Genomic DNA, 26,123 nt, shown 5'->3' on the forward strand with positions numbered 1-26,123 from the left:
CTACTCAGCGGTTGGATGCTGCCTCGCGCCGCACGCGCTGAGTGTCGAGCCGGGGAAAGGCAACGTTCGCCCCCGGCAGATCGAACATGGTGATGACGGCATTGGCGTCTCGGGTATCGACCCAGCCGATCGCCGACAGCGCCGAGCCGAAGGTTGGCGGTACGTGATTGTTGTGCAGCGTCGTCGACCAGTCGGCCAGCAGGGGATCCGTTGGCGCGGTCGGGATCGCGATCGAGACGGATTGTTCTCCACGGAGAGTCGACCGAAGCAGATCGAGATCGAGCGGTTCACTCGGCTCGGCTGCCAAGACCACCGCGAGTGCACAGCCCGAAGCGCTTGCCACCTCTTCGTACTTGCGGGACTTCTCTTTGATCTGCTGGACGGCCTTGCCCGTATCGAACGCACCGCCCACCCCTGGCATTGCGAGCCGAGCTCGCATTCCGACACCAGTCGGCCCGAGGACTCGGAGGCGGTATCCCTCGAACTCGAATCGCAGCCCCTCGGAACGGGGTGCTCGGAGCAGCCATCGCCGTAACTCCTGGCTGAGTCGCTTTGCGGCGGATGGATCGGGAGGTCGAAAGCCTGATCGGGACGGCTCGATCACAAGCGCAACGTCAACAGGGATCTCGGCGATTCGGTCCAAGAGGCCGATCCACCCGCGCCGTCTCTTGGCGTCTCCTTGGCGTGGCTGCTGTGTCCACACTTCGATGATCAGTCCAGGTGAGTCACCTGTGGGACCGACGTACCAGTCGGGCGTGACAGTGTCGAACGGCGTCTCGTAGTGTGGCGTCAGTCCGGCGTCGAGGAGGACGCTCGCAACGCCCAATTCACTGATGGCGGTGATGAAGTGACGGTCCTCTCGAAGTCGCTTGGAGATCGCAGGCTGGCTCGATGATGGAAGTCGGGCAACGGTGTCGTTGACCCATTCCCGCAGGGCCTTGCGGTTCGGTGACGTTGCGACGAAGTGCAGGTCCAGCCGGTGCGAGCGTGGCTTTCCGTCGTACTTCCTCCGCTGGGTGGCAATGAAGTCGTCGTCGAACACATCCACCTCGCGAGGATGCCAGATCGACCGCTCTCGGAGCTCTGGCGCTGCGGACTACCCGGTGCGCTGAACTTCAACTTCAGGATTCGAGGCGGTGTCGAGCTGGTCGCTGAGCCGTCGATACTCCGCCCGATTCGGCCCACCCGCTGGCTCGGGGCCGAGCGGATCTGGACTGACGTGGTGCCTCCGTTCGCGGTATGCGGCGACCTCGTGAATCAGTCGCCGGAGACTTATGGCGTCCAGGCTCGCATCACTCGAGTACTTCGTTCTCAGGAGATTTTCGATCCAGGGCTCGTTGTCGGTGATCGCTGCGTAAGCGAGGTGATTCGATCGCCGGTTGTGTGCGGCGGCGAGCGTTCGGTCGGTGCGTTGGCCCCAGTCCCACATGGCCACGTCGGCTTCTGTGTGTTCGATTCGCGTGTCGAGGTCGTCGAGTCGTTCGTGGAGGCGGGCGATGTGTTGCTCGACGATCTGGGTTGGCATGTCGGGGTCGTCGAGGGTGCTGCGGAGGGCGAGGAGTTGGCGTTCCAGTGGCGCTCGTTGGTCGGTGAGGTGGCGGAGCAGGTGGTGTGGGTTGTGTTGTTCGATGGCTGCTTCGATCTCGCCGATGGTGGCGTCTTCGGGGGTGTCGGCCATGGTCGCTCGTAGCTCGTCGAGAACGGCTTGGACTGTGGGTGCGAGCGGCTCGGGCCAGTGGTGGAGCGCGTCGGCCTGGTCGGAGATTTCGGTGAGTTCGTGGTGTTCGACGACGTGGGGCCAGTGTTCGAGGATCCAGTCCCGGCGCTCCTCTTGGGATGCCGAAGCTGCTCGGAGGGCCTCGGTCTTCTGGTCGATCGTGAGGTTGCTGTGGATGAGCGCGTCGATGACTTTGCGTTGGTCGGGGGGTGCCGTGGCGAACAGGGCGTCGAGTTCTTGGAGGCGTTCTCTGGCAGGCCGGAGGTCGATCGGGTCGGCCTGCTCAACGGATGGTGCTGGGTGGTGTTTAGCGAGCCAGTTTCGGGCCGTGAGTGTCCGGTCCATGTGGTTTCGCCATTCGTCGGCGAGCGCACGGTCTGTTGGGGTGGGTCCGTAGCCGGGTGTGATGGCATCGAGCTGGTGGGTGTCGCGCCAGGCGGCAAGCGAGCGGATCTCGTCGTCGTAGACGGCGGTTCCTGTCGGGTCGGTGGGGCGTTGGCCGAGCCATGTGTTGAGCCACGGTGGTGGTGTTGCTCGGAGCTGGTGGGTGAGCTGTCTGGTGCGATGTTGGATTGCTGATGGGATGATCTCGGGTTCGTCGGGTGCGATGTCGTGGTGGGCGAGGGCGATGTTCCATTCGTCGAGGTCTTGGGCAACTCGCCTCCCCCATTCGTTGAGGAATGCGCCAGCGGCCTCGCCGGCGTCAGCGGCGTCTGGATGATCGATGGGCTTCAGGTTCGACCATGGCATGGTGCGGCTGCGGGTGTGTTTGCCGTCGCTGGTCGTGAATTGGACAGTGGCTGCTCCGGTCGTGTCGTGGAGGTGGGTGATGGTGCCGACGTTGTCCCAGTCGAGTGCGTTGACTCGGCCGCCGACGTGCATCAACGCCCGGTGTGCTGTGGCCCGGGCGAGTGCTCGTGCGGCGTCGGTCGGGTTGGTGTGACCGCTTGTTTCGAGCTGGCGGATCGTGTCTCGGATGTGTTGCTGGCGAGCAGCCAGAGTCGCGAGGTGGTTGTCGTGTGCGGCGGCAGCGATCTCACTGAGGTGCGGTGCTTGGGACGTGGCGAATGATTTGGCTTGGGAGCGTTCGAGGACGTTGAGGAGGTCGTGTTCGGGGTCGTCGGCATATTCGGTGGGCAGTGGGATTGCGTGGTCGGTGTGGGGGCGTTCGCCGATGGTGGCTGCGTCGCGACTGGTGGCGTAGAGGCGGGCGGTGTTGCGGGCGCGGGAGAGGGCGACGTAGCCGGCTTCGCGGTAGAGACCAGCCGGTCCGACGACGAAGATGTCGTCGCAGGTCATGCCTTGGGCCTTGTGGATGGTGGTGGCGTATCCGTGGTCGATGTGGCCGGCTCGGACGTAGGCGCCGGTGAGCCGGATGCGTCGCTGGTTGCCGAGTCGGAGGTCGATCTCTTCAGTGTTGGGGTTGATGGCGTCGATGGTGCCGATCATCCCGTTGTCGACTCGGCAGCGGCGGTGACTGTCAAGGTCGTAGTGCCCGACGTCGTTGCGTCGCAGAACGATGCGATCGCCGACCTGGAACTGGTCGTCGTGAACCTGGAGCGGGGGTCCGGTGAGAGTGCCGGTTTCGGCGGCGTGTTGTCGGGCGAGGGCGTTGAGGGCTCTCGCTTCGGAGCGGGTGCCGGCAAGGAGGTGTGCGTTCGACCCTGAGTTGTGTGCCGCCCACCAGTCGTTGACGGCGCGCCGGTGGAGGTGTTCGCTGGTGTCGGTGAGGGTCACTCGGTCGTGGTTGAAGTAGGTCTTCCATGCGGTGGCGATGTCGCCGTTTCGGAGGTGGTCGAGGGCGTGGTGTTCCCATTCGTGGCGCTGTCGCCGGTTGATCGTGAGGTGTGCTGCCTGGTCGCCGAGTGCGTCGAGAGCAGCGGCGAAGCCCCCGCCTGCGTTGACTTCGGGGAGTTGGTGGTGGTCGCCGACGAGGATGACTTTGGCCCCGACTTTGCGGGCGTCGTTGCAGACGTTCCAGAGGTCGATCGTGCCGGTCATCGCGGCTTCGTCGATCACGATCACGTCGCTCGTCGACAGTGTGTCGAGACAGGAGTTTCGGAATCGTGGAACGGTGTAGGCGTCTATTCCGGCACCGTCGCCGAGTTCGCGTGCGGCTCGCGCTGATGGTGCGACGCCGATCATCCGGTGTCCGGCGGCTTCAAAGATCTGGCGGACAGTGTTCATTGTGTATGTCTTGCCGGTCCCGGCACGACCGACGACCACTTCGATCGGCAAGCCTTGGGTGCAGACGCGCCGGATCGTGTCGGCCTGGTCGAGTCCGAGTGGCCGGTCGATGATGTCGAGCATCGAGTCGGCGAAGGCCGGGTCGATCGCGTGCCGGGGCGTGGGGTGAGGGGCGAACATCGTGGTGAGGTCGGCCTCGATGTCGAGGAGACGTTGTGTCGTCCACCGCTGTTCCCATCCGGCGTCGGCTCGGTCCTCGGTCGGCAGCGGAACGAGTTCTGGAGATGAAAGAACGGTGTCAGTGAGACGCTCGACGAGCCTGGTGTTGCCGTGCTTCGAGAGCTGCGAGGCGACGGCGTTCTGGACGTCGTGTCGGCTCACGACAGCATCAGTTTCGGGCAGACTCCAGGCAACCAATGCGACGAACTCGTCGAGCGTGAGAGTCCGTTCGATGCGCTCGCCGGTCTCGCTATCGAAGGAACGAACAGCGATCCGGGTGTCGGCGGTGAGTGGTTGTTGACGATCGAGCGGGCTGGCGTGGGCGAGCAGCCTGGTGATGTCGGCGGGGGAGTAGTCGACTGTTTCGGCATCGGTTCGCCAGTGCTCGTCGAGGGTGTCGTGGTCGATGTCGAGCTTCTTCGTGCGGGTGGCGAGCATTGCGTCGCGTGCAGCGTCGGGGCCAACGACCCCGAGGCGTGCGAGTTCGTCTTCGATCTCGGTGCGTCGCTTCGAGAAGTGTTTGACGACCCGACGGGGTATGCCCGCAATGTCGGCAACGTGGTTGTTGACCGTGTTCCACTCGACGCCGAGACGGCGGGACAACTCGTTGCGCAGGACGCTCTGGTACAGCGCTCCGGCGGCCAGCTTCGAGCGGTAGAGGGCTTGGCCGTCGAGTGCGGACCACTTGCCATCGGGCCCGCGAGTCAGGTTCGCAACGAGGACATGGGTGTGCAGATGCGGGTCGCCAGCACGGCTCGTTCGGTGCCGGAACCCCGCAGCGATGAACCCGACACCAGGGAGCCGTCGCGTACCGAACTGCTCGAACGGAGCCGCCTTCGACTCACGATTGTTCGACCCGCGACGGACGAAACAGGCTTCACGCTCCAACCAGCGGACGGCTTCTTCGACGGCGATGTTGGTGGCCTCGACGACCTCGGCACGCACGAGCGGATCCCCAAGTGCATAGAGCACACTCACCGACTTCGGAGCGGAGAACGTCAGGTCAAAGCCTGGGACGCGGTTCTTCCACGACTTGACCTGGTCACCGTTCGGGGTCAGGCCGGTCCCGGGGTTGAGGCCAGCAAGGACGGCTCGAAGCTGATCACCGGTGACCTCGTCGTCAAGATCGAGCGCATGGTTGGCGAGTCCGAGCCAGCGGCCACGGGTCTCGCCGGCGCCGGAGTAGTAGTCGTCGATGCCGTCGGCGACCTGGCCGAGGTAGTACTCCTCGGCACCCACACGGAGCTTCCATAGCGACAACATGACAGCCCCAACAGGCCCCGATTCGCGCTAATCGTTTCAACAAGGTTCGGCGCCGAAGCGCCGGTGCAGCACCCCTGGTGCATCTGTGCGACTCCAGATTGCGGGCGGTAAGCGGGTTCTTGTTCGGTTCGGCCGTTCGGCAGCCGTGCGTATTGATGCGGGTCGCAGCCTTCGTTGAAACGATTGGCGAGAAATGGGGCCTGTTGGGGGTGAGTGACCGTCGGCGTTCGGAGTCGGCGGGCTCGACGACAGGAGAACGAGAATGCCGAGACGGAATGAGACGCAGGCAGAACGAGAAGCGCGAGAGCGTGTGAAGCAGCGCTACGAAGTTCAGCTCGCAGCGATCAACGAGTTCTTCACCCGAGAACGGCGTATCGACACGCTGCGAGCTGACGTCGCAACGCTTGAAGCCGAGCAAGGGGAAGCAGCGTCGAACCTGGTGGACGCAACGAGCGTCGCACTGGCGGCGGAGATCATCGGATGGTCGCAATCGCGCGTCAGAGAAGCGATCGGTCCACGTCGCTCGACCGGAGACTCACCAGCCCAAGTTGACCAAGTATCCGGATCGGAGGAGTTGTGACGCCCGAGCCGAGCGCGCAAAAGTTCGCGCCGTGGATCTGCCCATGTTGTGGACACTTCATCGTCCGGCGGGAAGGGGCAAGCTCTGCCCGACACTGTTGCAATGGATCTACCGACGCAGTCGAACTGATTCCATATATTGATGCCGCACAGGCGATTGGGATCCGGACCGCTGAGCGCGGACAAGACGCTGTTTGAGAGCGGCAGAATCAGCGCTTGGGCCCACGAACTTCCGGGCCGGCTCGTCAACCGCGCCGCAGAACCGACCAAGCGCCACAACCACCCCGCCGACACCGGCTTCGCCATGCCCCGTCGACAGCCGGATTGACCCCCACGCAACGACCACCAGACCACCGCCCGTCAACGACTGCTCACCGAAGCCGAGTCGGTGGATCGAGGTTCAGATGGCATCGCCGTCATCACTTTCAATCGGCCTGAAGCCAAGAACGTCCTCAACCCCGAGCTTCACGATCGGCTCAAGGAGTTGTGATCGAGGCCGATGGAGCGCTCGAGTCGTTCCATTGTCCTCACGCCACCCGGCCCCGACGAGGTGATGGTCGCCTCGCCTCTGTGAGCGATCAGGCTGGGGGATCGAGGATCGCAGACCTAGGTTCAGGCGTCCGTGATCCGAGCTGCATTGAGGAAGTCGGCGACTGCGTTGGTGAACGCGTCGTTGTCGTCGCCGGCAACCATGTGGCCAGCACCGCGAATGTCGACGTATGCGGCGTTGGGGAGACGGGCACGGAACTCTTCGGCGACCTCTTCGGAGACCAGGTCTGACTGCTGGCCGCGCACGAGCAGGATCGGACCCTCGACCGCGTCAGCCCCTTCGTACATTTCAAGTGCCATGCGGTCCATGCGGTCTTGAAACCCCGTTGGTGACGCACTGTTCTGTTCCTGTCGCCACGTGACGAACTTGGGATCCCAACGCCAGGCCCATCGGCCGTTGTTGCTCTGTCGGAGCACGCGCTCAAGCCCCGCTGACGAGCGTGGCTTGTCGCGGTGAGGGTTGTAGCCGGCGATTGCGGTAGCTGCTTCGTCGAGATCAGCAAATCCGTCGGGATGGGCCGACATGAACTTCATGATGCGCGCAACGCCGTCGAGATTCATGCGCGGTGTGACGTCGACGAGTACCACGCTTGCAAAGAGCTGGTGGTGAGCGAACCGTTGTGCGAGGAGCGAACTCATGCCGCCCATGGAGGCGCCGACGACGGCTGGGGGTTCGGGCATGGTGGCCACGATTTCGACGATGTCACGACCGAAGTCCTGCATGTCGTATCGGCCGGTTGGCGACCAGTCGCTGTCGCCATGCCCGCGTGAGTCGACGGCTGTGACGCGGAACCCCTTGGCTGCGAGCACTTCACCAGTGTTCTTCCAGGCGTGACGGCTCTGCCCGCCGCCGTGTAGCAACAACACGTCGGGGCCGTCGTCGGGTCCCCAGCGGTCGGCGACGAGAGACAGGTCGTCGTGTGAACGGAATTGAATGGGTGTTGTGTGCATCGGGTCTCTCAGGTGGAGGTTTTGGAGTTGGCACGGTCGGGGAGTGGGAGCACCCACGAGGCGGGTCGTCGTTCAAGGAATGCCGTCATTCCCTCCCTGGCCTCGCTGGTTTCGAAGAGTTGAGCGGACAGTTGTGATGTCCACGCGAAGGCGTCGGCGGTCGACATCGTCGGCACATCGTTCAATACCTGCTTGGCCGTCGCCAACGCGTCCGGACTGGCGGCGAGCAGGTCGGCAATGATCGCGTCGATCTCGGCGTCGAGTTGATCGCGCGGGACTGCGGCATTGACAAGCCCAATCCGGGCGGCCTCGGTGCCATCAAAGCGATTGCCACGCAGGAACGTGGAACGGGCGTCGGCGGTGCGGAGCTTGGGGAGACAGACGACGGAGATCATGGCTGGCGCCACGCCGATACGGACTTCGGTGAAGCCGAATTTGACGTCGTCGATTGTGACCGAGATGTCCATCGCAGCGGCGAGGCCCATTCCTCCTGCGACGCAATGGCCGGCGATCCGGCCCACATATGGCTTGGGGGAGTTGGCGAATCGTCCGAAGAGTTGCATCGGGTCGCTGAGGGCCCCGGGAACGTCTGTGCTACTTGATCGCTCGGACAGGTTGGCTCCAGCGCAGAACGCTCGCCCTTCGTTGGTGAGGATGATGACGCGGACGTCGTCGTCGGCTTCAGCGGCGTCGAAAGCCGCCACCATCTCCGCGACGAGTTGGCGGCCGAGGGCGTTGCGGTGCTCGTCGTCGCACAGCGTGACGGTGCAGACCCCTCCGCGGGTTTCACTTCGCACGACCGACATCAGGCCGCTCCCGGCGGTGCTTGGAGTGTCGGTCTCACTGGGGACCGCCGAGTGGCGAGGGTTGACGATCTTCGACGATGTCGTTCATCCGGGTTCGCACACGCTCATGCGTGGACTCGGGGTGGGTGAGGATGTAGAAACGCTCGTCGATGATGGCATCGAAGACATCGTTCGCGACGGCGTCGGGCGTGATCATCCCGTTGAACGATGAACTCGCGTCGCGGTGGGCTTGCTTGTCAACCCGGCTCATCATCCCCTCGAGGCTCGCCGATCCTTGATCGTCGGCTGTGGCGGTCAGGTCGGGCGGACGGTTGCGCTGTGACTCGAAGATGTTGGTCGACACCAACCCGGGACACAGTACGGACACTCCGATGTCGTGCCCGGCGATCGCCAGGTCGCGTGCGAGGGTCTCACTCATCGTCACCACGCTGTGCTTGGAGACGTTGTACGCGGCCAGGTTCGGTACCGAGATGAGACCTGCCATCGAAGCCGTGTTCACGACGTGCGCCGGTAGACCCTGCTCGATCATCAGTGGCACGAATACCCGGATCCCGTGAATCACACCCCACAGGTTGACTCCGAGCACCCATTCCCAGTCGGCGGTCGAGTGGGTCCAGATCGGACCGCCGATTCCCACGCCGGCGTTGTTGTGCAGAATGTGTACAGCCCCAAACTTGGCGATGGTCAGATCGGCGAGTGCCTGGACTGAGTCGCCGTCGGATACATCGCAGCGAACGCCGAGTACTGCATGGCCGGCTCGGCCGAAGTCGTCAACGGTTTGGTCGAGGGCGCCCTGTTCGATGTCGGCAATCACCACGTTGGCACCAGCCGCGGCGAAGCGAGCCGCGACAGCGCGTCCGATTCCGCTTGCGCCGCCAGTCACCACGGCGACCTTGCCTGCAATACTCTTCATGTTGAGCCTCTCGTCGTTGATCGGGTCCTCGTTGCTGTGGATCTCACCGACGCCTTGCCGCCTCGCAACCCGCCGGCTCGACATCGCAGCGTCATCGCGTCATCCTGCTTCGGTGGAACGGGTGGGTCCCTGGGCGAGTTCGAATCCGCTGTAGCCGTTTGCGGCACTGGTTCGGCACTGGTCGGCGTAGAGCGGAATCCCGCCGGGATAGTTGAGAAGCTCACGTTTCTTGCCGGGAATGTTGGCGCCCATGTACCAGGAGTCGGCTTTGGTGAACAGACTCATCTCACTGATCATCGCGACCTGCTCACTCCATGCCTGCTCGGCCTCCTGGGTGGCCTCGATGCGGGTGACGCCGCGGTCGCGGAGATGGGTGAGTAAGTCGATGACCCAACCGCCCTGGACCTCGGCACATGTCGGTCCGTTGCAGAAGCCTGATGGGCTTTGTGGGCCGTACAGGTAGACGAGGTTCGGGAAACCGACGCTCGCGAGTCCGAGGTGGGTGTGGACGCCTTCGGCCCACGAGGCTTTCAATCGGCGTCCGTTGGTCCCTTCGAAGTCGATGCTGGTGAGACCGCCCGTCACCGCGTCGAATCCGGTCGCGAGCACGATGAGATCGAACTCGTGCTCGGTGGCAGCGGTCCGTACACCGGCGGCCGTGATCCGTTTGATCGGGTTCGCCTGTAGATCAACCAGTGTGACATTGGCCTGGTTGAACAGGTCGTAGTATGTCTGCTCGAGCGATGGCCGTTTCACGCCGAACGGGTGGGGCGGTTCCGTGGGGGCGAGAATTTCGGCGACCGCGGGATCGTTCACCCGTTCGTGGACTTTGCCGCGCCAGAAGTCGTAGGCGGTTCGATTGGCTGCCTCGTCGATCATGACGTCGCCATAGTTCCCGGCCCAGAACGTGAAGCCCCCGGCCTGCCACATCCGTTCGAAGCCGGCGCGCCGTTCGTCGTCATCGACGTCGAATGCGCCGTGGTCGCTTCTGATGATGTCGAATCCGGCGAACGTTTCGGTTCGAGTCTGGAAGATGGCGGGATAGCCGGCCTTGGCGTGGTCTTGCTCGTCGCGGGTGAGGGCGCGCTGTTGCATGGCGAGCGCCATGATTGGGGTCCGCTGGAACACGGTGACGCTCGCGGCGACCTTCGCGGCTTCCTGGGTGACCTGAACGCCGCTGGCTCCGGTGCCGATGATTCCGACGCGAAGGCCGGTCATGTCGAGGCCTTCCTGTGGCCAGCGGGCGGTGTGCGTCGAGATGCCGCGGAAGTCGTCGAGCCCATCGAAGTCGGGGATATGAGGTTTCGATGCGAAGCCGGTGCAGACCACCATGAACCGGCATCGCACTGCGTCGCCGTTGTCGGTGGCAACGTGCCACGTTGAGCCGTCCTCGTTCCAGGTCGCTCCTGTGACTCGGGTATCGAACTTGATGTCGCGGCTCAAGTCCCACTTCTCGTCGAGATAGGCGAAGTAGCTGCGGAGCGCTTTCCAGTCAGGAAACCGTTCGTCCCAGTACCAGTCGCGCCACAGGTCCTCGTCTGAGAACTCGTACACCGGGACGTGTGAGTCGACTCGCGCTCCCGGGTAACAGTTCCAATGCCAGATGCCGCCGAGCCCCGAACCGGCTTCGAGCAGCACAACGGAGAACCCCGATGCACGGAGCTTGTGTAGCTGAAAGACACCAGCGAAACCGGCGCCCACGATGACGATGTCGAAGTCGAGTTGATCATCGTTCATGGATGCGTGACCCCGCGGGCGACCTCGGCCCACTTCGCCATCGATGCAGGATTGCTCGACCAATCGAGGCCGCCGAAGTAGTTGACAACTCGAGTTGCCAGTCCGTCGTAGCGGCTGAGGATCTTGTCAGCGAGTTCGTCGAATGCGCCTGTCACGATGAAGTTGGACAGCAGGTCGTCGGAGACCTCGGCGGACATGCCGGCCATATCTCGGGCCTTTTGTCGCTCGCGAATACGGTCTGTTGTTCCCTCGAATCCAAGTTGCTCGAAGATGAACGCGTAGTTCGGTGTGGACCCGTAGAACGCGACCTGCATGCGAGCGAATTCACGCCACTTTGCTTCATCGCCGTCAGTGGGCACGATGAAGGTGGGCACGATGACTTCCAGCGTCGCGGCATCTCGTCCAGCCACTGCGGCGCCAGCCGCGAGATTGGGCAACACCGTCTCGGTGATGTATGTCGGGTGGTTCAGCGGATGGACGTGCACACCGTCGGCTATTTCACCCGCCATCCGCAGCATCCACGGGTTGACCGCTGCAACATCGATCGGCGGATCTGCGGCCTCGATCCTGCCTGGGGACCACTGGTCAGGCAGGAGGTCGAGATGAAAGAATTCGCCATCGACGGCGAGTTGCTCATCGCCGCGAAACGCCCGGAAGATGGCCTGCATGGCCTGCACATACTCTTTCAGTCGCGGGCCGGGATGATCGAATTCGGAGCCGTAGCGGCGAGTGATGTGGGCCTTCACCTGGGTGCCGAGCCCGAGACGAAAGCGTCCGGCGGTTGCCTCAGCAAGCTCCCACGCGATCTCAGCGGTGACCATCGGGCTGCGCGGGAACGCCACCGCGACCCCGGTCAGGATGTCGATTTCGGCTGCGAGCGCGGCGGCGCCACATCCCATGTATGCGGTACGCGCCCCTTCGGTGACCACTATTCCGGAGTAGCCGGTACGGGCTGCGTCGTCGGCGAACGAGGCCATTGAGCGAAGCGGTAGGCCGCCGGTCATCACGTCGAACTTCATGAGATGTCTCGTTTCTTCGAATCCCAGTGCGGTGCGCGCAACTTGTGCTTGTAGAGCTTGCCGGTCGGGAGGCGGGGGAGTTCGTCGTGGAACTCGAACCCCCTTGGGCACTTGAAGTGGGCGATGTGCTCACGAAGGAAGGCGCGTAGTTCGCGCTCCAAGGCGTCGTCGCCGCGCACCCCTTCTGCGGGCTGTACGGCGGCGTGCACCGCTTCGCCCATCTCGTCGTCGGGGATGCCGAACACGGCGATGTCTGCGACTTTGGGGTGCAGCACCAGACAGTCCTCGATCTCTTGCGGATAGATGTTGACGCCCCCAGAAATGATCATGAACGCCTTGCGGTCGGTTAAGAACAACCATCCGTCGTCGTCGACGTAACCAACGTCGCCGAGCGTTGTCCAACCTCGGCCTCGCGGGTCTTTGGCGCTTTCGGTCTTGTCGGGAGCGTTGTGGTACTCGTAGGCCGGACCATCTCCGAAGTAGACAGTGCCCGCCTCGTTCGCGGCCAGCTCTTTGCCGTTGTCGTCAAGGATGTGGATCGAACCAATCAAGGCTTGGCCGACGGTGCCCGGTCGCGACAGCCACTCGTCGGGCTTGACGAGACAGAAGCCGTTCAGTTCGGTTCCGGCGTAGTACTCCCAGAGCACCGGACCCCACCAGTCCATCATCTGCTGCTTGACCTCGACGGCGCATGGTGCGGCGGCGTGGACTGCCATGCTCATCGACGACACGTCGTAGGCGCTTCGCTCCTCGGGGTTGAGCTTGAGCATGCGCACGAACATCGTAGGAACCCACTGCGATGTGGTCACCTGGTGGAGTTCGATGAGGCGGAGTGCCTCGGTCGGATCGAATTTCTCCATGGCGACGACTGTGCCGCCCAACGACTGCACACCCAAACTGAATCCGATCGGGGCCGAATGGTAGAGCGGCGCAGGTGAGAGGTAAACGGTGTCGCTGTTCATACCGAAGATTCCACCGACCAGATTCCCGGTCGACACTCCCTCCTCGATGGTGGCTTCTCGGAGTGCTCGCTTGATTCCCTTCGGGCGCCCGGTGGTTCCCGACGAGTACAGCATGGTCTCGCCCAAGGGTTGTTCTGCGAGTGGTGTGATCGGCATCGCTTCGATCGCTGGAACGTACTGAACGAACCGCGGGTCGTGGTCGCCAATCAGTAGGGCCAGTTCGACATCAGGTGCAGCGCCGAGCGCATCGGCGGCGACGTCGGCTTTCGCTGTGGTCGTGACGAGCGATCGTGTTCCGGAGTCGGTGAGGATGTACGCGACTTCTTCGGCAGAGAGGTAGCTGTTGATGGTCGTGACATACAGTCCGGACCTCAACGCCGCCCACATCACTTCGAAGAACCGTGGCTGGTTCTCGCTGAAGATCGCAACGTGGTCACCTCGGGTGAGTCCAGCGTCGGCCCACACTCGAGCGAGCTGGTTGGATCGTTCGTCGAGCTGGCGATAGGTGACGATCTCGCCTGATTGGCCCATGATGACCGCTGGGTGGTCAGGCCTCGTCGTTGCATGTACGCCTGGATACATCTGTGCTCCCCTCGCTATAGATACTCATTCTGGCACGTGCGACAGATCCTGTCAGGTGCGTCGTATGTGCCTCGTGCATGTTCAATCCGAACACCGACAGGGGCCTCTCATCGGGCCAGGAACTCAGGTGGGCGCCGGGCCGCGTACGCGGCAATGCCTTCGCGAGCGTCGCTCGTAGGCAAGGAACCGACCTGCTCGGCAAGTTCGTGCTCGACAGCGCGTCTGAGCAAATCGGCTCGACCGCGATTCAACGTTGACTTGATTGCCTGGATAGCCAGCGGCGCGCCAGATGCGATCTCGCTGGCGAACTCGATCGACCGCGTCCGAACCGCATCTGCAGCAACACATTCGTCGGCGAGCCCGATCTCGACGGCTTCGTCACCGTTGATGCGAGCGCCCGTATAGAGCAGCCGTCGGGCGTGGGGTGTTCCGACGAGTTCGGGCAACGTGATCGACAACGCAAACCCAGGGTGGAAGCCGAGTCGGCTGAAGTTGGCCGACCATCTGGCTGTGGGGCACGTGACCCGGAAGTCTGCCGTCAATGCCAGACCGAGCCCTCCACCGATCGCCGAGCCGTGGACTGCTGCGACCACCGGCGTGTTGATCGCGAACAGACGAAGCGCCGTTTCGTACAGCGAGCCAGCGTCGACGATGCCATGTGTATCTTCATCGATCGCGCCGCTGGGCGACCCAGAAAATGACTCAGCATCGGGAGCCTGGCCAGCGAAGTTGCCGCCCGCACAAAACGACGTCCCGGCGGCGGCAAGCACGACGGCTCGGCAGCCGGGGTCAGCATCGAGCTGTTCGAATGCGATCGCCAGGTCGCTGACGAGTGCGCTGTCGAGAAAGTTGTGGGGCGGTCGCCGGATCTCGACGATGGTGACGAATCCAATTTGTTCAAATTCAAGTTCGGTCATCGGTCTCTCGTTCTCGACGGGGTTGCAGTGATCCTGAAAGCTAGTGCGGCGACGGCTTGATACAAAAGTCGGAGCGTGTCGTATTCAAGACAACGCGGCCCTTGATTCGATTCGGGAAGTTCGAGGTGGTCAGAACGCATCGACGGCGCGTCCCGAATCGGGACGTACACGGGGACGTCTCCGCAGGGACCGTTTGAAACCGTGATGAGATCGTGTGCTAGCACTTCTCGCCATGATTGACGCGACGAAGCCCGAGGTCTCAGCGGCGGCAACCGAGAATCGGATCGCGTGCGCGACCGCACTCCGCGAACTCGGCCACTCAATCGTCGGGCATGCGGCTGACGATCGGCTACTCGATCGCATCACAGCATTTGTCTCTGAGGCCACCGCCGAACTGGACTCGTCGCCTTCTCGATCGAGACCAGTCAGTGACATGAAACGCCGACTCTTCGACGACGTTCCGGCCGACGGGGCAACAATGGAACACTATCCGGACTGCATTGTGTCTGGTTTGGCGAACCCGATGGGTATCGCCATCACGTGTCACCGCGAGGGCGATGACGCCGTTGCGACCGTGTCGTTCGGTGCTGCCTTCGAAGGGGCACCTGGCCGAGCCCACGGCGGCATCGTCGCCGCTGTCTTCGACGACGTCATGGGTTTCGTATTGTCGATGGTCCGAACCCCGGCCTTCACCGGTCGCCTCGCGGTGTCGTATTTGGCCCCGACGCCGATTGGCACTGAGTTGGAGTTCCGCGCCCGGCTCCGCGACCGCGACGGTCGAAAGCTGTGGATCGATGGGGAGGCGACATGTGACGGGCAGCGGTTCGCCGAGAGCGAAGGCTTGTTCATCTCGGTTCCTCTCGACCGCCTGTCTACCTAACGAAGTTGGTCGTCGACGGCGACGCGGATTGCCTTCAATGAGAGACACATGACATGATGTGTCGCATGAACAACGATCTGCATGTGGATTCGTCTACCGACGCCGGGACCGATGTCGCCGCCGCTGCACGCGCTTGGTTCGAGGCGAACTGGGACCCGAATCTCGAACTCGGGGCTTGGTGGTCACTGTTGGCTGAATCGGGCTGGGGATTTCCGACCTGGCCAAGAGACCGCTACGGGCGTGAAGTCAGCGCGCACGACGCACCACTCGTGAATCTGGCGCGTCGCGAGGTCGGGGCATTGGGACCGCCCGCCGGGATTGCTGCGAACCTCGCTGGGCCGACAATCTTGTCGCACGGTACCGCGGAGCAGAAAGATCGTTTCCTTCCAGGCATCGTCCGCGGCGAGATCTGGTGCCAGCTGTTCAGCGAACCGGGTTCGGGTTCGGACCTGGCGTCACTGCAGGCCAAGGCGGTGCGCGACGGCGATCAGTGGGTCATCAACGGTCAGAAAGTCTGGACTTCGGGAGCGCACATCGCGAAGTACGGCATCCTCGTCGCTCGCACGAATCCAGACCTGCCGAAACATCAAGGCCTCACGTACATGGTCATCGAAATGGATCAGCCCGGCATCGAGATTCGTCCGATTCGGGAGATGACCGGTCGCTCGATCTTCAACGAGGTGTTCCTCACCGATGCGATCGTTCCGGTCGAGAACACCCTTGACGCTGTCGGGTCTGGCTGGGCGGTGGCACTCACGACCCTCGCAAACGAGCGAACGATGCTCAGCGCGGGGTCGTTCGGCAGTTCCGGCGGCGGCATGTCGATCACCAAGTTCGATCTCACTGCGCGAGCGGGCGACCTCGTGCGCGAGGTCAAGCCAAGTGACGACGCGTCATCGGGCGGTGTTGGCGCATTGTTGCTGAGTCTCATCAGACAATACGGGCGTGCCGATGACCCCATCTTCCGGCAGGAATGGGCGACCATTCACTCACTGCTCGAAATCGCACGGTTTACCGATCTTCGCGTCAAGGGAGCAATCGAGCGGGGTGGCCGTCCTGGACCCGAGGTCTCTGTTGGCAAGCTTGCCGCAAGTCATCTCCTGCGGACGCTGCGCGAGACGATGTTCCGAGTGTGCGGCGCAGACACAACGCTGTGGGGCGACGACGCTCCGTTGGGTGGTCGCATGCACGACATTGGGTTCTCGTCATACCTCATTTCGATCGGCGGCGGAACCGACCAGATTCAACGGAACATCATCGGCGAACGAGTCCTCGGGCTCCCCCGCGAACCCAGCGTCGACAAGGGTGTTGCGTTCAACTCGCTACTCGTCGGTACACAACTCGGTTCTGATGGCTGACCGGCCCGTGCGCGCTGCGGTGATCGGGGCCGGTGTCGCCGGAATTCTCGCTGTGATCGAGTTACGCAAGGCAGGCATCTCGAACGTCGTGTGCTACGAGAAGGGCGACCGAATCGGCGGAACGTGGCGCGACAACTCATATCCGGGCATTGCATGCGATGTGCCGTCGCACGTGTACTCGTACTCCTTCGCCCCAAATCCCGAGTTCAGCCGGATGTTCTCACCTGGGCAAGAGATTCAGGAATATCTCGAGCGGGTCACCGACGACTACGGCGTGAGGCCTCATCTGCGTTTGGGGGACGAAATCAAAAGGGCAACGTTCGCCAATGGGGTGTGGTCATTGGAAACAGCTGCCGGTGACGTCGACGACTACGAGATCGTGATTGCGGCCACCGGAGTCTTGCATCATCCGAAGCAACCGGCCTTCGACGGCCTTGATGACTTCAGAGGCGATGTCTTCCACAGTGCACGCTGGAACAACGATGTCGAACTCGAGGGACGGCGTGTCGGGGTCATCGGTACGGGCTCGACCGCGATCCAGATCACCGGCGCGCTCGTCGATCGAGTCTCTCATTACGAACTCTTTCAGCGCACCCCGCAGTGGGTGATGCCGATGGAAAACCGACCGTTCTCAGACGACCAGAAGGCAACGTTCCGCGACCGGCCTGAACAGTTGGAGGAACTTCGAGATTTTCTTGAAACGACGTTCGCCGAGAACTTCGCTGACGCCGTCGTCGATGCCGAGTCCGAACAGCTCGCCCAGATCGAAGAGACGTGTCGGGCTCACCTGTACGGCCAGGTCTTTGACCCAGCACTTCGGGCGCAACTCGAACCCGATTACCGCGCAGCGTGTAAACGGCTGGTCGTGTCTGGGGACTTCTATCAAGCGATCCAGCAGCCCAACGCAAAGTTGGTGACGTCGTCGATCGAGCACATCGAACCCCGTGGAATTCGGACCGATGACGGTCGCCTGCACGAACTCGACGTGATCGTCCTCGCAACCGGATTCGAAGTCGATCGATTCATGCGTCCGATGGAGATTTTCGGCCTTGGCGGGCGATCACTCGCCGACGTATGGGCTGACGGACCAGTGGCCTATTTGTCTGTGTCGATGCCCGAGTTCCCGAACTTGTTCATGCTCAACGGGCCAAACGGTCCAGTGGGCAACTTCTCACTCATCCAGGTGGCCGAGATCCAGATGGCGTACATCATGAAGCTGGTCTCACGGTTGCAGTCCGGAGCGTCGCAAGAAATCCACGCAACCGAACGGGCGATGCGCGAACACGAGGAGCTCCGGATCGAGGCTGCGAAGTCAACTGTCTGGGTGACTGGCTGCAACAGTTGGTATCTCGACGATCGAGGAATTCCAGCGGCCTGGCCATGGAAGTTCTCGCGGTTCCGTGAAGTGATGGCCGAACCGGATCTGGCGGCCTATCAATCGTGAACCGCTCGGGGCCGGACGCGGCGGATTGGCCGCGTGGGAAACGATCAGCACGACGTTCTGTGTCTCATCTCGGTGGGATGCTCCCAAGGAGGAGAAACGACTATGACGAACCCGACGAAATCTGCGGACCCAACTGAGCCAGCGTTGCTGGTCGACATCGACGATGGCATTGCCACGCTGACGTTGAATCGGCCGAGCAAGCTGAATTCGTTGAATCCGGAACTTGTGTGCCGGCTCGCCGATGCCTGGGACCAACTCGCGGCCGACCCGACGATCCGAGTTGCGATCGTCACGGGCGCCGGCGAACGAGCTTTCTGCACAGGTGCCGACCTGGGGCAGCTCATCCCGCTGTTCACCGGCGCCCGATCACCCGAGGACGAATGGGACGAACGCCTTCACGGCGACCTCAGACTGCTGGACAAGGCGCTCTTGCGACGCACGGATTTCTCGGTGCCGGTGATCGCCGCCGTTCGCGGGTTCGCGCTCGCTGGAGGCACCGAGTTGGTGCTCGGAACTGATTTGCGCATAGCGGCCGATGACAGCGAGTTCGGCCTCACCGAGGTCTCTCGCGGGATCATTCCAGCCGGCGGCGGGCTGGCCAAGCTCGCGCGTCAGGTGCCGTGGGCCAAGGCCGCCGAAATCGTGCTGGTCGGCGACAGGATCAGTGCCCAATCGGCTGCCGAGATGGGTCTGGTCAACCGGCTCGTTCCATCCAACCAGGTGATGCACGAGGCACAGAAGCTCGCGCGGCGAATGGCTGAGAACGGGCCGCTCGCAATGCGCAAGGCAAAGGAAGTCATGATCACCTCCAACGGCCTTCCGTTCGATGACGCCTACAAAGTCGAATCGAGAGCGGCCGGTGTGGTGATGGCGTCCGCCGACGCGATCGAGGGTCCGCGCGCATTCATCGAAAAGCGACCCCCGAACTTCAGTGGCCGTTGAAAGAGCGCCGACTTGTGTGGCGTTGTTCCCAAGGTCGGCATAAAACACAACCTGCGTCTTGTCTCATCGATGGCAAACCATCTAAGGTCAGAGAGATCCACACGAAGGGACCCTCATGTCTTTCAATTTTCCGGTGATCAGCGCCGACTCGCACATCACCGAGCCGCCCGACTGCTACATCGCCAACATCGACCCGGCGTATCGAGATCAGGCGCCGAACATGATCAACGATCCAGTTCGCGGCGATGTGTACGTGGTGCCGGGTATGAAGTCGACCGTTCCGATGGGTCTCGTCGCGGCTGCGGGAAAGCCAGCCGAAGAACTCGTCCAGGAGGGGGTCAAGTTCGACGAACTCCATCAGTCGGGCTACGACGCGACCAAACGGCTCGCCGACCAGGACCGCGATGGGGTTGCGGCCGAGGTGATCTATCCGACGGTTGGCATGGTGTTGTGTGGGCACCCGGACGTGGACTACAAGCGGGCGTGCTTCAACGCGTACAACAAGTGGATCACCGAGTATTGCTCGGAGTCGCCTGATCGGTTGCTCGGTTGTGGCCAGACGGCGCTGCGATCGGTCGAGGAGGGTATTGCCGACATCGAAGCGATCAAGGCGGCGGGGCTGCGCGGTGTGATGATGCCGGGGAACCCGGGAACCGAGGAGGACTACGACGATCCGATCTGGGATCCGTTCTGGGAGGCAGCCGTCGCGCTGGGTCTGCCGCTCAGTTTTCACATCCTGACTGCCAAGGGCGGCGGTTGGCGCGGCCCTCGTCTCAACAGCTTCATGTCGATCATCCGGAGTATTCAGGACATCATGGGAACCCTGGTGTTCGGCGGGGTCTTCGACCGTCATCCGAACTTGAAGGTGGTGTGTGTCGAAGCCGACGCTGGCTGGGTGCCCCATTACATGTATCGGATGGACCATGCGTACAAGCGGCACCGCAATTGGCTGCAGCCAGGTGTGTCGCTGAACCGTTTGCCCTCTGAGTACTTTGCCGAACACATCTATGTCACCTTTCAGGATGACTGGACGGCGTTCTCGCAGGCGGATCAGATGAACTGGCGACGCCTGATGTGGGCGAACGACTTCCCCCACTCGGACTCGACATGGCCGTGGTCGCAAGAAATGCTCGACGAGCAGACCAAGAAGCTGACCGCCGAACAAACCGAAGCAATTCTGTGCGGCAATGTCGCTGCCCTCTATGGCATCGACCTCAGCGCCCTGCTGACGTCCAGCGTCGCTTGATCGATTCGATCATCATGGCAACGACCGCACCACGTCCTGACCTCGGCGGCCGACATGACTGAAACCGGTATCGCAGCCTCGCTCGCCGAGGCTGACCTCAGGGTGCTGGTCATGTGTCTCTTTCACATGACCGGCGACCGAAAGTGGCTCGAGCCGCCGTATCGGCCCATGCGCGATGTTCGTCTGATCGCGGACCCCGACGCGGGCTTCGACGAGGCGGTGTCTGCCGAGATTCGTCAGGCTGCCGAGGACTGGTTGAGCCTCGAACGACGCACGCCGGCAGTCGATGACCCGGGCGCTGACGGATTCGGCGAATTGATCTCTATCTTCCTCGGCGAGCAGGTACCCGCCGAATACATCGCCCTCATTCGCCAAGACATGGGGTTCGAACCCAACGACGTCGACTGGCCCGACGGTGACGCGTCGGAGAATCAGCACGACGTGATCATCGTCGGCGCGGGAGTGTCGGGAGTGTGCCTCGCCGCGAAGCTTCGTCGACTTGGGATCGGGTACCGCGTGTTCGAAAAGAACGCCGAGGTCGGCGGTACCTGGTTCGAGAATCGGTATCCCGGCTGTGGTGTCGACACACCGAATCACTTCTACTCGTACTCGTTCGCCCCGAACTCGGAGTGGAAACACTTCTTTTCACCGCGAGATGAGCTGCAAACGTACGTCGAGGACTGCGCGACGGCGTTCGGGATTCGGGATCGCATCGAATTCGACACAGCGGTCACCGACGCATCGTGGGACCCAGACTCGAGCCGATGGAATGTCACCGTTCGTGGACCCGACGGAATCGAACGGGCTGAATCGGCGGCCGTTTTCGTGTCGGCGTCAGGTCACTTCAACCAACCAACCGTTGCCGAGTTCCCTGGCCAGAGTGAGTTCGCAGGCGAGATCTTCCACACCGCTCGATGGCCAGATAACGCGAACCTCGCCGGCAAACGAGTCGGCATCGTCGGTACCGGCGCCTCCTCGATGCAAGTCGTGCCCACCATCGCGGGCGAGGTCGACTCGCTCACGATCTTTCAACGGACGCCCCAATGGGCCCGTCCGATACCGGAGTACAACCTCCCGGTTGCCACCGAGTCGCAATGGCTGTTCGACAACGTGCCGTACTACGACCGCTGGTATCGGTTCGCCCAGTTCTGGCGATACGGCGACGGCCTCTTGCGGTTCTTGAAGAAGGATCCGAGCTGGGAGCATCCTGATCGATCACTGAACCGGATCAACGAACGCCACCGTGTGGAGATGGCCGACTACATCGCCGAAAAGCTCAGCGACCGCCCCGACCTGATCGACAAATGCACCCCGACGTACCCGCCGTTCGGCAAGCGGATCCTGATCGACAACGGTTGGTTCGACACGCTGTGCGAACCGCACGTCGAACTGGTCACCGATGGCATCGATCACTTCACGCCAACTGGTTGTGTCACTGCCGACGGGGTTACACACGAACTCGACGTGATGATCATGGCCACCGGCTTCACGGTGACAAATCTGGCCGCACGGCTCAACGTCACAGGGCGCAACGGGCGCCGACTGGCCGATGACTGGGCCCACGAAAACCCGACCGCACACCTGGGCATCACCGTGCCGGAGTTTCCGAACTTCTTCGTCATGTACGGCCCCAACACCAACATGGGTCATGGCGGGAGCGGCATCTGGTTGGCCGAAACACAAACGCACTACATCACCAAATGCATCGTCAACATGGCAGACGAGGGCGTTGAAACTGTCGAAGTGCGACCTGAAGTACGCCGCGCCTACACCGAACGAATCGACGAGATGCACGAGCAACTGATCTGGACCCACGAGGGCACGCGCACCTACTACCGCAACCAGTTCGGCAAAGTCCGCTCGCCGATGCCATTCCGTCTCGTCGACTACTGGCTGATGACCCGTGAACCCGACTTCGACGACTTCATCGTCACCGCACTCGAGTCCAAGGCTGCAGCCGAACCCGACGTCGTAGCAAGCTGAACCGATGCGCCCCGAACGACAACGCGAACTTCTCGCACGGGTCAACGCCCACCGCCGTGCCGGCAGGGCGACTGACGAGGCCGAGGCGACAATGGCGCTGCCAACAGCGACCTATACCGACCCGGACCGGCTTGCTGCGGAACGCCGACTACTCAGCAGCGCACCGACCGTTGTCGGTCTGTCCGGGCTGTTGCCGACCAATCGGTCGTACGCGACAGTGGACGTCGGCGGCGCCTCTGTGATTGTCACGCGCAACAGCGACGGGCACGTCTCGGCCATGTTCAATGTCTGTCGCCACCGAGGTTCGGAGATCACCTCTGGTTGCGGCGAAGCTGCTCGTCTGGCCTGCCCATATCACGGCTGGACATATCACCTCGACGGAACGTTGGCGGCTCGGCGCCGCGACGAATACTTCGACGGAGCACCGAGCGAGTCGTTGACCTCACTCCCCGTCTTCGAGCAACACGGCATCATCTGGGTCGCTGGAGATCCCAATGTCGAGATCCCACCGGATCCGCTGCAAGGTGCCGAAGCCGAACTCGCCCCATTCGACCTTGCCGGGTATCGACTGTTCGATTCGACCACGTTCACTCGACCGATCAATTGGAAACTCGCCGTCGACACCTTCTGTGAGGCCTACCACCTGTCGACGCTGCACAGAAACACCTTGGCGCCGATGATTCACGACGACTTCTCGGTGTTCGACGCGACCGGGCTACACGGGCGGATGATCTCGACACGCAAGTCGATCGATCAACTCGACCCGGCCGATGGCACCGCCGATGAGTTGCTGCCACACGCGACGATCCTCTGGTTCCTCGTGCCGAACACCGTGCTGATCCATCAGCAGGACCACGTGCAGCTCTACCAGAGTCGGCCAGGGGCCACCGCCGACGAGGCCCACCTCAGCGTGTCGCTCTATACCCCGCCGAAGTCGGAACGAACCGAGAGGTACTGGGCTAAGAATTTCGAGCTACTCGTCAGCGTCACCGACACCGAAGACTTCGCGACAGCGGCAGGTATCCAGCGCGGCTACCACACGAGAGCCCAAGATCACGTCGTGTTCGGACGCAACGAGCCGGCGCTACAACACTTTCACCGATCGCTCAACTCTCTTCTCGAGTAGCGCGGCGCCGGACAAATCTCGAACACGAAGGGGACTCAAATGACAGGACCACAGCCGGATCTCGTGATCCGAGGAGGCATCGTCGTCGACGGCAACGGCGGCCCCGAACGCGAGGCCGACGTGGCGATCGTCGGCGACACGATTGTCACTGTCGGACACGTCGAGCAGACCGGTCGGCGAGAAATCGATGCCGACGGTTCCCTAGTCACGCCGGGTTGGGTCGACGTTCACACCCACTACGACGGTCAAGCCACATGGGACCAACAACTCGCACCATCATCGGTCCACGGCGTCACCACGGTCGTGATGGGCAACTGTGGCGTTGGTTTCGCTCCCGTGCACAATCGAGATCATCAACGGCTCATCGAGTTGATGGAAGGTGTCGAAGACATCCCCGGCGCAGCGTTGCACGAAGGTCTCGCTTGGAACTGGTCCACGTTCGGGGAATACCTCGACGCTGTCGATTCGATTCCCCACGACATCGACGTTGCGGCGCAGGTGCCCCACGGAGCGCTGCGGCTCTTCGTGATGGGCGCCCGCGGAGCCGACGGCGACAAGGCGACACCGCAAGAAATCGAGGAGATGGCCGACCTCGCCAAAGAGGCCATCGAAGCAGGTGCGCTCGGCTTCACGACGTCGCGCACGTTGAACCATCGCACGAGCCGTGGCGATCCGACCCCAACGCTGAAAGCGGCGCGAGAGGAACTGGTGGGGATCGCGCGCGGTGTTGGCCGGGCCGGTACCGGAGTGCTCCAACTCGTCTCCGACTTCATCGACGTCAGCGACGAGTTCGGCAATCTCCGCGCGATGGTCGAGGCGTCGCTCCGGCCGGCGTCGTTCACCTTGGTCCAATCGCCGCGTGACCCCGATGGCTATCGCGGCATGTTGAATCTGCTCGATGAAGCACATGCCGATGGTCTCGAAATCCGGGGCCAGGTCGCCACACGCGGCATCGGCTTGCTGCTCGGGCTACAGGGAACACTCAACCCGTTCATGGCCAACCCGGTCTACATGGAAGTCGCCGACCTCGACGTGGCTGCTCGAGTCGCTGTCATGGGTGATCCAGCGTTCAAGGAGCGCTTGCTTGCCGCCGACGAAGGCCAACGCGACAAGTCGAAAGTCGGAGGTGGGATCGTTCGGATCTTCGAGAACATGTTCGTGCTCGGTGACCCGCCCGACTACGAACCCGACCCGAGCACCAACGTTGCCGCACAGGCCGGTCGGGCCGGCCGTGAACCACTGGAGTACGTGTACGACCTGCTCCTGCGTGATGTCGGTCGACTCTTTCTGTACATTCCTGCGCTCAACTACGTCGACGGTCGCCTCGACGCGGTGCGCGAGATGCTGCTGCACCCTCGAACAGTTCCGGGACTGAGTGATGGTGGAGCACACGTCGGCACGATCAGCGACGGCTCGTTTCCCACGACACTGCTCACCCACTGGTGCCGCGACCGCGACGGCGAACAACTGACGGTGCCATTCGTCGTGCAAGCGCAGTGCCGCGACACTGCGTGGGCGCTCGGCTTGCGGGATCGAGGCGTCCTGGCACCTGGCTACAAAGCCGACGTCAACGTGATCGATTTCGAACGACTGTCGATCGCCAGCCCGGAAATGCACTTCGATCTCCCTGCGGGAGGCCGGCGACTTCTTCAACGCGCAGACGGCTATCTGCACACCATCGTGTCCGGCGTCCCGATTTACGAATCGGGCCAATCGACTGGCGAGTTCCCCGGTCGATTGGTGCGAGGCGCACGGTCGATTCCGAGTTGATCTGAGCTGATCGCCATCGCAGGCCGTGTCATGTCCCACGGGGTCCGCTGGGTTCCATCTGGCCGGGAACTCTTCAGCGAGTCGCTGAGGCCACCGTCAGGCTTCGATGTTCACCGAAGCGCGCTCACCGAACGCGTAGGCCGAGACGTGGGCACCCATGACTTCGTCGGTGAAGACTCGGCGTCCGGCGTCGTTGCCTGCTGCGCCAGCGACGACCATCAGCGGCAGCAGGTGTTCTTCTCGAGGGTGCGAAGCTCGAGCTGCGGGTGCATCAGCCCACTGCGTGAGCGATTGGTGGCGCTGAGCTGGGTCGGCTGTGCAGGCTCGGGTGAGCCATTCGTCGAAGACCACGGAGTCTCGTCTGGATTGCTCGGTCCCGAAACGGCCCATGTTGTGATAGCTCATCCCGGTGCCGATGATGAGAACTCCCTCGTCGCGCAGGGGTGCGAGAGTTCGGCCCAACCTGAGGTGGAACTCCGGGTCGAGATCTGACTGGAGCGACATTTGCACGACCGGGATGTCGGCGTGTGGGTACATCAACAGGAACGGGACGAACACGCCGTGATCGAATCCTCGTTGCGGGTCGAAGCGGTGTGCTATCGCCGAGTCGTCGAGTAGATCGGCTACCCGCTCTGCGAGTTCAGGCGAGCCCGGAGCCGGGTAGGTGAGCTCGTAGGTGTGGGGCGGGAACCCGCCGTAGTCGAACAGCATCGGTGGGGCCGGCGACGACATGATCTCGACGGTGTCGCCCTCGTGGTGCCCAGAGATCACCAGTATCGCCGCGGGGCGAGTGCCAACGACGTCGTCGAACGATCGCAGAAACTCCGCCATCTTGTCCCACGTGTCGGCGGGTCCCATGGTCCAGTCCATGAAGAAGCACGGCCCACCGCCGTGGGGTATGAACACTGCGGGCAGGCGGTCACCAGCAGAAGAGCTCATTCGTCCACCTTACGAGTCCAGGGATCACCAGCGG

At 62.6% G+C, this 26,123-nt stretch carries 19 protein-coding genes; 9 read left to right on the top strand and 10 right to left on the bottom strand.

The features are described from left to right. Positions 1 to 4 precede the first annotated feature (4 nt). On the bottom strand, positions 5 to 412 hold the full coding sequence (locus ACE37B_RS01480; RefSeq protein ID WP_409921515.1) for a hypothetical protein: 408 nt from the start codon (positions 410 to 412) through the stop codon (positions 5 to 7). Positions 413 to 1,096: 684 nt separating this feature from the next. Next, positions 1,097 to 5,386 (bottom strand): MobF family relaxase, encoded by a 4,290-nt coding sequence (mobF, locus tag ACE37B_RS01485; RefSeq protein WP_409921516.1) that lies wholly within the window; start codon positions 5,384 to 5,386, stop codon positions 1,097 to 1,099. Between the two features lie 262 nt (positions 5,387 to 5,648). Between mobF and ACE37B_RS01490 the strand changes: the two genes are divergently transcribed. Beyond that, positions 5,649 to 5,966 (top strand): hypothetical protein, encoded by a 318-nt coding sequence (locus tag ACE37B_RS01490; protein ID WP_409921517.1) that lies wholly within the window; start codon positions 5,649 to 5,651, stop codon positions 5,964 to 5,966. A gap of 611 nt (positions 5,967 to 6,577) precedes the next feature. Here ACE37B_RS01490 and ACE37B_RS01495 read toward each other — a convergent pair. The 7 genes from ACE37B_RS01495 to ACE37B_RS01525 form a co-directional block, all read right to left on the bottom strand. After that, positions 6,578 to 7,465, bottom strand: coding sequence for an alpha/beta fold hydrolase (locus ACE37B_RS01495; protein ID WP_409921518.1), 888 nt, complete (start codon positions 7,463 to 7,465; stop codon positions 6,578 to 6,580). Between the two features lie 8 nt (positions 7,466 to 7,473). After that, a complete protein-coding gene (locus ACE37B_RS01500; RefSeq protein ID WP_409921519.1) occupies positions 7,474 to 8,271 on the bottom strand; it encodes an enoyl-CoA hydratase/isomerase family protein in 798 nt (265 codons plus the stop codon). Between the two features lie 34 nt (positions 8,272 to 8,305). Further along, a complete protein-coding gene (locus ACE37B_RS01505) occupies positions 8,306 to 9,184 on the bottom strand; it encodes an SDR family NAD(P)-dependent oxidoreductase (RefSeq protein WP_409921520.1) in 879 nt (292 codons plus the stop codon). A 99-nt stretch (positions 9,185 to 9,283) separates the two neighbouring features. Beyond that, the gene (locus ACE37B_RS01510) at positions 9,284 to 10,921 is read right to left on the bottom strand and encodes a flavin-containing monooxygenase (protein ID WP_409921521.1); all 1,638 of its coding nucleotides are present in this window, start codon (positions 10,919 to 10,921) and stop codon (positions 9,284 to 9,286) included. Beyond that, positions 10,918 to 11,940, bottom strand: coding sequence for a TIGR03617 family F420-dependent LLM class oxidoreductase (locus ACE37B_RS01515; protein WP_409921522.1), 1,023 nt, complete (start codon positions 11,938 to 11,940; stop codon positions 10,918 to 10,920). Before ACE37B_RS01515 ends, ACE37B_RS01510 begins: the two co-directional genes overlap by 4 nt. Beyond that, positions 11,937 to 13,484 carry an AMP-binding protein gene (locus tag ACE37B_RS01520; RefSeq protein WP_409921523.1) on the bottom strand — a complete coding sequence of 516 codons (1,548 nt, stop codon included), beginning with the start codon at positions 13,482 to 13,484 and terminating at the stop codon, positions 11,937 to 11,939. Before ACE37B_RS01520 ends, ACE37B_RS01515 begins: the two co-directional genes overlap by 4 nt. Positions 13,485 to 13,591: 107 nt before the next feature. Then, on the bottom strand, positions 13,592 to 14,401 hold the full coding sequence (locus ACE37B_RS01525) for an enoyl-CoA hydratase/isomerase family protein (protein WP_409921524.1): 810 nt from the start codon (positions 14,399 to 14,401) through the stop codon (positions 13,592 to 13,594). Positions 14,402 to 14,834: 433 nt separating this feature from the next. Between ACE37B_RS01525 and ACE37B_RS01530 the strand changes: the two genes are divergently transcribed. From ACE37B_RS01530 to ACE37B_RS01565, 8 genes are all read left to right on the top strand, one after another. After that, complete coding sequence (locus ACE37B_RS01530) at positions 14,835 to 15,281, top strand: PaaI family thioesterase (protein WP_409921525.1); 447 nt, start codon at positions 14,835 to 14,837, stop codon at positions 15,279 to 15,281. A 65-nt stretch (positions 15,282 to 15,346) separates the two neighbouring features. Next, positions 15,347 to 16,639, top strand: coding sequence for an acyl-CoA dehydrogenase family protein (locus tag ACE37B_RS01535; protein ID WP_409921526.1), 1,293 nt, complete (start codon positions 15,347 to 15,349; stop codon positions 16,637 to 16,639). Next, positions 16,632 to 18,083: a flavin-containing monooxygenase gene (locus ACE37B_RS01540; RefSeq protein WP_409921527.1), complete on the top strand. Its 1,452-nt coding sequence runs from the start codon at positions 16,632 to 16,634 to the stop codon at positions 18,081 to 18,083. The genes ACE37B_RS01535 and ACE37B_RS01540 overlap by 8 nt, the downstream gene beginning before the upstream one ends. Before the next feature lie 144 nt (positions 18,084 to 18,227). Further along, positions 18,228 to 19,025 carry an enoyl-CoA hydratase/isomerase family protein gene (locus ACE37B_RS01545; RefSeq protein WP_348479492.1) on the top strand — a complete coding sequence of 266 codons (798 nt, stop codon included), beginning with the start codon at positions 18,228 to 18,230 and terminating at the stop codon, positions 19,023 to 19,025. Positions 19,026 to 19,140: 115 nt separating this feature from the next. Next, positions 19,141 to 20,271: an amidohydrolase family protein gene (locus tag ACE37B_RS01550; protein ID WP_409921528.1), complete on the top strand. Its 1,131-nt coding sequence runs from the start codon at positions 19,141 to 19,143 to the stop codon at positions 20,269 to 20,271. A gap of 111 nt (positions 20,272 to 20,382) precedes the next feature. Then, on the top strand, positions 20,383 to 22,254 hold the full coding sequence (locus ACE37B_RS01555; protein ID WP_409921529.1) for a flavin-containing monooxygenase: 1,872 nt from the start codon (positions 20,383 to 20,385) through the stop codon (positions 22,252 to 22,254). Between the two features lie 91 nt (positions 22,255 to 22,345). Then, entirely contained in the window at positions 22,346 to 23,380 is a 1,035-nt protein-coding gene (locus tag ACE37B_RS01560; RefSeq protein WP_409922871.1) for an aromatic ring-hydroxylating oxygenase subunit alpha, read from the top strand. 39 nt (positions 23,381 to 23,419) lie between these two features. Then, positions 23,420 to 25,150: an N-acyl-D-amino-acid deacylase family protein gene (locus ACE37B_RS01565; protein WP_409921530.1), complete on the top strand. Its 1,731-nt coding sequence runs from the start codon at positions 23,420 to 23,422 to the stop codon at positions 25,148 to 25,150. A gap of 96 nt (positions 25,151 to 25,246) precedes the next feature. Here ACE37B_RS01565 and ACE37B_RS01570 read toward each other — a convergent pair whose 3' ends face one another. After that, positions 25,247 to 26,089 (bottom strand): DODA-type extradiol aromatic ring-opening family dioxygenase, encoded by an 843-nt coding sequence (locus ACE37B_RS01570; RefSeq protein ID WP_409921531.1) that lies wholly within the window; start codon positions 26,087 to 26,089, stop codon positions 25,247 to 25,249. Positions 26,090 to 26,123 lie beyond the last annotated feature (34 nt).

The sequence above is a fragment of the Ilumatobacter sp. genome, from assembly GCF_046290335.1.
Taxonomy (GTDB): domain Bacteria; phylum Actinomycetota; class Acidimicrobiia; order Acidimicrobiales; family Ilumatobacteraceae; genus Ilumatobacter_A.

Excerpts from the sequence above, each read along its gene's own strand:
- mobF (WP_409921516.1), bottom strand. The coding sequence starts at position 5,386 with ATGTTGTCGCTATGGAAGCTCCGTGTGGGTGCCGAGGAGTACTACCTC.
- ACE37B_RS01490 (WP_409921517.1), top strand. The coding sequence starts at position 5,649 with ATGCCGAGACGGAATGAGACGCAGGCAGAACGAGAAGCGCGAGAGCGT.
- ACE37B_RS01495 (WP_409921518.1), bottom strand. The coding sequence starts at position 7,465 with ATGCACACAACACCCATTCAATTCCGTTCACACGACGACCTGTCTCTC.
- ACE37B_RS01500 (WP_409921519.1), bottom strand. The coding sequence starts at position 8,271 with ATGTCGGTCGTGCGAAGTGAAACCCGCGGAGGGGTCTGCACCGTCACG.
- ACE37B_RS01505 (WP_409921520.1), bottom strand. The coding sequence starts at position 9,184 with ATGAAGAGTATTGCAGGCAAGGTCGCCGTGGTGACTGGCGGCGCAAGC.
- ACE37B_RS01510 (WP_409921521.1), bottom strand. The coding sequence starts at position 10,921 with ATGAACGATGATCAACTCGACTTCGACATCGTCATCGTGGGCGCCGGT.
- ACE37B_RS01515 (WP_409921522.1), bottom strand. The coding sequence starts at position 11,940 with ATGAAGTTCGACGTGATGACCGGCGGCCTACCGCTTCGCTCAATGGCC.
- ACE37B_RS01520 (WP_409921523.1), bottom strand. The coding sequence starts at position 13,484 with ATGTATCCAGGCGTACATGCAACGACGAGGCCTGACCACCCAGCGGTC.
- ACE37B_RS01525 (WP_409921524.1), bottom strand. The coding sequence starts at position 14,401 with ATGACCGAACTTGAATTTGAACAAATTGGATTCGTCACCATCGTCGAG.
- ACE37B_RS01530 (WP_409921525.1), top strand. The coding sequence starts at position 14,835 with ATGAAACGCCGACTCTTCGACGACGTTCCGGCCGACGGGGCAACAATG.
- ACE37B_RS01535 (WP_409921526.1), top strand. The coding sequence starts at position 15,347 with ATGAACAACGATCTGCATGTGGATTCGTCTACCGACGCCGGGACCGAT.
- ACE37B_RS01540 (WP_409921527.1), top strand. The coding sequence starts at position 16,632 with ATGGCTGACCGGCCCGTGCGCGCTGCGGTGATCGGGGCCGGTGTCGCC.
- ACE37B_RS01550 (WP_409921528.1), top strand. The coding sequence starts at position 19,141 with ATGTCTTTCAATTTTCCGGTGATCAGCGCCGACTCGCACATCACCGAG.
- ACE37B_RS01555 (WP_409921529.1), top strand. The coding sequence starts at position 20,383 with ATGTGTCTCTTTCACATGACCGGCGACCGAAAGTGGCTCGAGCCGCCG.
- ACE37B_RS01560 (WP_409922871.1), top strand. The coding sequence starts at position 22,346 with ATGGCGCTGCCAACAGCGACCTATACCGACCCGGACCGGCTTGCTGCG.
- ACE37B_RS01565 (WP_409921530.1), top strand. The coding sequence starts at position 23,420 with ATGACAGGACCACAGCCGGATCTCGTGATCCGAGGAGGCATCGTCGTC.
- ACE37B_RS01570 (WP_409921531.1), bottom strand. The coding sequence starts at position 26,089 with ATGAGCTCTTCTGCTGGTGACCGCCTGCCCGCAGTGTTCATACCCCAC.